This window comes from Bacteroidia bacterium (assembly GCA_026932145.1).
Lineage (GTDB): Bacteria > Bacteroidota > Bacteroidia > J057 > JAIXKT01 > JAIXKT01.
Genome location: JAIXKT010000020.1, coordinates 14,251 through 19,357, shown reverse-complemented (window position 1 = coordinate 19,357; position 5,107 = coordinate 14,251). Strand labels below are relative to the sequence as shown.

The window sequence follows — 5,107 nt, the reverse complement described above, 5'->3', positions numbered from 1 at the left end:
TTTCAACATTCATACAGCTAAATTAATGATATCCTTGCGTAACATCAGTTAGTAAGATTAGTCGTCTTACTCCGCTTCCTCGTTTGTTAATCGGAATGTTGTCCTCTGAATTTATTGTCAATTTAAATTGTGAATCAAATTTGGGTTCTGTCTTAAATTCAGGAATTAGTTCGTTAGCCAATTCTGGAGACATTTCCTTTAGTTTTGCTAGTGTTCGATTTGCTGTATCTATTGCTTTGTTTCTAACTTCATTCTTTATGTGTTCTATTTCGTCAGTCAATTCTGCTAATGCTTGTTGTACTGCAAGTTTCATTGGGTCAGTAACTTCTTTGTCATCATCTTTACTTTGTCTGTCTGACTGAAATAGTGCATAAATTGGTAAATAATTTTTCAATGTATCATATACCTTTTTTGTATCCTCTTTATCTACTAACAATTCCGTTCTAGCTAACTGTAAGTCATCAAAGCTTGCCCAAATAGCTTGTCTTATTGTTGAATTTATATTTCCATTGTAATTTCCTTGCGGTATATTTAACCTAGTTGCTCTTGTTTTAAGTTCTGCCTTTTTAAGTTCTAAAAGGTCATTAGAATTTTCAGCAGTTGGATGATTACAAATAATAAAAACCTTTTCTTTTGGTTTAGCGGCTGATGCTGCAAATACTTTTTTTATTTCAAGTCTATTATTTTCATTTAGTAAGTATTCGTTTGCCAAACTTGTTGGTGCAGCCGCATCAATAATAATTTCATTTGGGTAATCACTAAAAACACAAGTTATTTCTATTTGATTGTTGTCAGCATTTATGTTTAAATCTTCCCTTTCACAAACGACAAGTGAGTTATTGAAAAAGATTTCTAACGCCTCAAGAACAGAGGATTTACCTGCGTCATTTTTTCCAATGAATGCAGTTAAATTAGAAATTGGGATTATCGTTTCTGTCCGATAACCTCTAAAATTTTTGATTCTTACTTCTTCTAATATCATTTGTGTCGTGTCTTTTAGTATTGGCTATAACGCAGCGCTTGACGAAGTTCCGAGAAAAAAAAGAGAAGACCAAAATTTATTTTGGTATTCCGGTGTTTTTTTTCTCGGGATCTAATTTTGTCAAGTGTTTTGTTGGGCGACGTTAGCCGGAACGGCGAGCGGTGCGAGCCGCAGCCGGCGCAAAGCCCAGGCGTATCTTAGACAAAATCAGGTCAAGCGCTGCGTTGAGCGACATTTGTTTTGGATGGGAGTGTTTGCGCAGCAAAACACGAAGAACAAAACTACGCCGCAGGCGTAATGTCGCTCAACGCAGCGCTTGACGAAGTTCCGAGAAAAAAAAGAGAAGACCAAAATTTATTTTGGTATTCCGGTGTTTTTTTTCTTGGGATCTAATTTTGTCAAGTGTTTTGTTGGGCGACGTTAGCCGGAACGGCGAGCGGTGCGAGCCGCAGCCGGCGCAAAGCCCAGGCGTATCTTAGACAAAATTAGGTCAAGCGCTGCGTTGAGCGACATTTGTTTTGGATGGGAGTGTTTGCGCAGCAAAACACGAAGAACAAAACTACGCCGCAGGCGTAATGTCGCTCAACGTTTTGCGGCTTGGCGAAGGTGGCGATTTCTACCACAAAAGTTCATACGAAGCACACACTTCAAATTTACGAAAAACTGTCATACGAAGCACTGCACCGCCACTTTTGCCAAACCGCTGTTAGCCGCTGGCTTGCTGTCCGTTCGGAGTTGGTCTGCCCGAAGTTCGCACATACTTTGTTCAAGACGATTTACAAATCTTGTCGTGGTCATGCGTAAGAGTTTTGTTTTAAATTTTCTGCTACAAACTTTTCAGCGTAACCCTTTATCATCTGTCGCTGTCTGTGTCGGCTTGCGTGCAGGCTAAAAAATAAAAAAAGAAGAGAAGGGAAAATTTTTGTTGGGGTCGAGAAAAGGCAAGCTCTTTTGCAAACTTTGGTTATGTGTTGACTTGTAGCGGTTTGCAAATGTGCTTGTCCCTATGTGTCGGCTGTTTTGGTGCTTCTGTGATATTTCCTTTTGTTTAACCTCTTGTAATGCTATGCGTAAAGTTTCAACGCTTCCTGTACTATTTTACAAATTTCCTTTTGGGGCAAATCTTGGTCAGGGTCAAACAGCATAATGCGAATATTTACCCTTTCTTCTGCTATCAGTTTCTCACTCTTTAAGTATTTACCTTTCATAAAGGCGATATAAGGTTGCTGATTTTTTTTATGAAACCATAGATAGCAAAACATTTTTCCTTTGTAGTAAAAAAATGGACAACCGTATTTCCATTCGGGCATAATGTGCTTGTTTTGCGATAGAATAATATCACGCAATGCCAAATAACAACTCCCCAAAGGTTCGCTTTGTTGAAGATAAAAATCATCTAATGGAGTGGTGCTAATAGCTGGGCGGTTTTCCATTGAATTTTTACTTAATAAATTTTTTCCAACAACATATAATCTACTTTTTCAAAATAAGGAAACAGAGGTAGTTCGGACATCAGTTGCTTTACTTTTCCAATATCAGTTTCTTTAAACACAACAACTCCGCCACCGTTGTTTTCTCTGGCAAAAAGATGTTCGATAATTCCGTTGTCCCGCCAGGAATTGGTCATTGCGTATTCGGCTTCCATTACACCTGCTATTCTTTCGTCTTGGGATAAATAGGTGGTAACTAAAATTCGGTTCATTACTGTTTAGATTTTTCTATCGGTTGATTTTAAAAGTCACATTGATATTATTTGTTGCCATAAATAACTTAACCCAAGTGGTAATAAACATTTCCATACCTCTTGAAGCTACAATTTCGCCCAAATCAAGTACGTCTTTCCAATCAAATTGATGCAAAATTTCGGTTACTTCCCGTTTTGCTTCGGCATTGTTACCACACAATAACATTGTGGCTTCGCCTGAACTTTTTTCGGGACTGGTCATCAGCTCACAATTCACGGTATTAAGCGTTTTAACGATGTGGGCTTTGGGCAACAATTTCTGAATTTCCTCTCCGAGTGAAGTGGTGTTGATATATTGAGGAAGAAGTGTTGGCGGAAAACCATTGCTTAAATCGAGCGAGTTGCTTTGGTCAATCACAATTTTGCCGTCAAAAAATTCAAGCCCTGCCTGTTGAAAAACAGACATTGTTGCTTCTCCTTTTGTACAGTTAAAGATGATTTCGCCAAAGGTAGCAGCATCGGCAAAAGTTCCTGTACTTGCTTTCTCGCCATTTTGTTTAACCCATTGTTCGGCATTTTCGTTGTTAGCAGTACGACTGCCCATTTTCACTTCGTAACCCAATTCCACTAATTTGGTTGCAATAGTTCTGCCTACTTCTCCTGTTCCAAATACTCCGATTTTTTTCATTTTTATACTTTTTATTCTTTGAGTACAAAGGTAGAATGGCCTGCCTTTTTCATTTTACAAAGTTACAAAATTTAAATAAATCAGAATGTGTTTTTTGCAAATGTTGGGTGGTGGGTGGGCTTGGCTCTTTTGGTTTGCGAAGCGTTGGCTCGTGTGTCGGGCAAACCAAATGTGCCAAATGCGTTGGCTCAAAAATTTTTCTTGTGTGGTGGGCTTTTTTTAATTTATTGCACTTGCACACACTTTATTAGAAGCACAACTGTTTGATTAACCACCAAAGCCCCCTTTTTTAAAGTTTCGCTAAGTTGCATGTTAGCTGTTGCCGTGCTGTTCCAACGAAGCACAACTGTTTGAAGTTCGCACACACTTTGTTCAAGGCGATTTACATTCATTCTTCTGTTGGTTTATTTCTGCTGATGATGTGATTTGGAACGAACCACAGTAAAACTGTTACTGCTATTAAAGTAAAAGCTATTTTCGGAAACCCAATTAGCGAAATAATTGCAGCAGAAGTATGAACAGCCATTGAGATGTAAATTGTTCTGTGTCCTTTGTATGCTTTGTAAAAAGCAGAGTTTGCTCCATGCAAACTGCATAAGGCATTCACTAAAAACATATACGAAACTGCTGCAAGTACAAGGAGAAGTGCATAAACTGTAACAGGAATTGAAGTAAAACTGTTTTCTCCCATTGCAGCAGTTGCAAATGGAATTAGCGATTGCCAAAAGAGTGTAAACATATTGAGCCAAAGAATTTTGTTATTGACTTTTGAAACCGTGTGAAATAAATGATGGTGATTGCTCCAATAAAGTCCTACTAAGACAAAACTCAAAGCATAACTAACGAAAATCGGATAAGCATCTAAGTAACTTTGCCATGTCGGGTTGTGAGGAACTTTTAATTCCAAAACCATAATGGTAATGATAATGGCAATTACACCATCTGAAAAAGCTTCAAGTCGGTTTTTGTTCATTTCCTTATTTATTAGCCAGGTTATATTCTTCTTCTGTTACAGGTTGAAGCCATGTCACCTGAACATCGTCTTTGTAATTAGTTATAGCTATGTGAACCATTATGCTTGTATCAGATGCACCATGCCAATGTTCAACATTCTCAGGAATATTTACCACATCGCCTTTGTTTATGGATTGAGCAGATTTATTTTTCTCCTGATAAAATCCTTTGCCTTCTATTACAATCAATACTTGTCCTTTTGGATGTGTATGCCAGTTTGTTCTTGCAGATGGTTCAAAAGTTACAACACCTGCCGAAAATTCATTGTTATTGTCCTTTGCAACCAATGGATGCAGAAAAGCATTTCCTGTGAACCATTCGTTTGGCAATTTCTCTCCTTTCGGGAAAATATCTGTTCTGTTCATTTATTATTTGGATTTTAATGTCAAAGTTAATTTTTGTCTGTTCGTTTCTTGCAGAAATGTTCGGGTTAGCACAGACCCCAAAGCTTGCGGCTAACGCAGCGCTTGACGAAGTTCCGAGAAAAAAAAGAGAAGACCAAAATTTATTTTGGGATTCCGGTGTTTTTTTTCTCGGGATCTAATTTTGTCAAGTATTTTGTTGGGCGACGTTAGCCGGAACGGCGAGCGGTGCGAGCCGCAGCCGGCGCAAAGCCCAGGCGTATCTTAGACAAAATTAGGTCAAGCGCTGCGTTGAGCGACATTTGTTTTGGATGGGAGTGTTTGCGCAGCAAAACACGAAGAACAAAACTACGCCGCAGGCGTAATGTCGCTCAACG

The 5,107-nt window shown here is 38.6% G+C and carries 8 protein-coding genes; 2 read left to right on the top strand and 6 right to left on the bottom strand.

From position 1 onward, the window contains the following. Positions 1 to 22 precede the first annotated feature (22 nt). Positions 23 to 982: an ATP-binding protein gene (locus LC115_05555; protein MCZ2356144.1), complete on the bottom strand. Its 960-nt coding sequence runs from the start codon at positions 980 to 982 to the stop codon at positions 23 to 25. Between the two features lie 240 nt (positions 983 to 1,222). Here LC115_05555 and LC115_05550 point away from each other — a divergent pair, with 240 nt between their 5' ends. Both LC115_05550 and LC115_05545 read left to right on the top strand, forming a co-directional pair. Further along, the gene (locus tag LC115_05550; GenBank protein ID MCZ2356143.1) at positions 1,223 to 1,375 is read left to right on the top strand and encodes a hypothetical protein; all 153 of its coding nucleotides are present in this window, start codon (positions 1,223 to 1,225) and stop codon (positions 1,373 to 1,375) included. A gap of 125 nt (positions 1,376 to 1,500) precedes the next feature. Beyond that, a complete protein-coding gene (locus tag LC115_05545; protein ID MCZ2356142.1) occupies positions 1,501 to 1,692 on the top strand; it encodes a hypothetical protein in 192 nt (63 codons plus the stop codon). A gap of 354 nt (positions 1,693 to 2,046) precedes the next feature. Here LC115_05545 and LC115_05540 read toward each other — a convergent pair whose 3' ends face one another. The 5 genes from LC115_05540 to LC115_05520 form a co-directional block, all read right to left on the bottom strand. Continuing rightward, complete coding sequence (locus LC115_05540) at positions 2,047 to 2,415, bottom strand: DUF1801 domain-containing protein (protein ID MCZ2356141.1); 369 nt, start codon at positions 2,413 to 2,415, stop codon at positions 2,047 to 2,049. A gap of 11 nt (positions 2,416 to 2,426) precedes the next feature. Next, on the bottom strand, positions 2,427 to 2,684 hold the full coding sequence (locus tag LC115_05535; protein ID MCZ2356140.1) for a hypothetical protein: 258 nt from the start codon (positions 2,682 to 2,684) through the stop codon (positions 2,427 to 2,429). Between the two features lie 16 nt (positions 2,685 to 2,700). Further along, on the bottom strand, positions 2,701 to 3,360 hold the full coding sequence (locus LC115_05530) for an NAD(P)-binding domain-containing protein (GenBank protein ID MCZ2356139.1): 660 nt from the start codon (positions 3,358 to 3,360) through the stop codon (positions 2,701 to 2,703). 382 nt (positions 3,361 to 3,742) lie between these two features. Beyond that, positions 3,743 to 4,327 carry a TMEM175 family protein gene (locus LC115_05525; GenBank protein MCZ2356138.1) on the bottom strand — a complete coding sequence of 195 codons (585 nt, stop codon included), beginning with the start codon at positions 4,325 to 4,327 and terminating at the stop codon, positions 3,743 to 3,745. Between the two features lie 4 nt (positions 4,328 to 4,331). Further along, entirely contained in the window at positions 4,332 to 4,733 is a 402-nt protein-coding gene (locus tag LC115_05520) for a cupin domain-containing protein (protein ID MCZ2356137.1), read from the bottom strand. Positions 4,734 to 5,107: the final 374 nt, after the last annotated feature.

Coding starts and splice junctions, on each gene's coding strand:
- LC115_05555 (MCZ2356144.1), bottom strand. CDS start 982: ATGATATTAGAAGAAGTAAGAATCAAAAATTTTAGAGGTTATCGGACA.
- LC115_05540 (MCZ2356141.1), bottom strand. CDS start 2,415: ATGGAAAACCGCCCAGCTATTAGCACCACTCCATTAGATGATTTTTAT.
- LC115_05535 (MCZ2356140.1), bottom strand. CDS start 2,684: ATGAACCGAATTTTAGTTACCACCTATTTATCCCAAGACGAAAGAATA.
- LC115_05525 (MCZ2356138.1), bottom strand. CDS start 4,327: ATGAACAAAAACCGACTTGAAGCTTTTTCAGATGGTGTAATTGCCATT.
- LC115_05520 (MCZ2356137.1), bottom strand. CDS start 4,733: ATGAACAGAACAGATATTTTCCCGAAAGGAGAGAAATTGCCAAACGAA.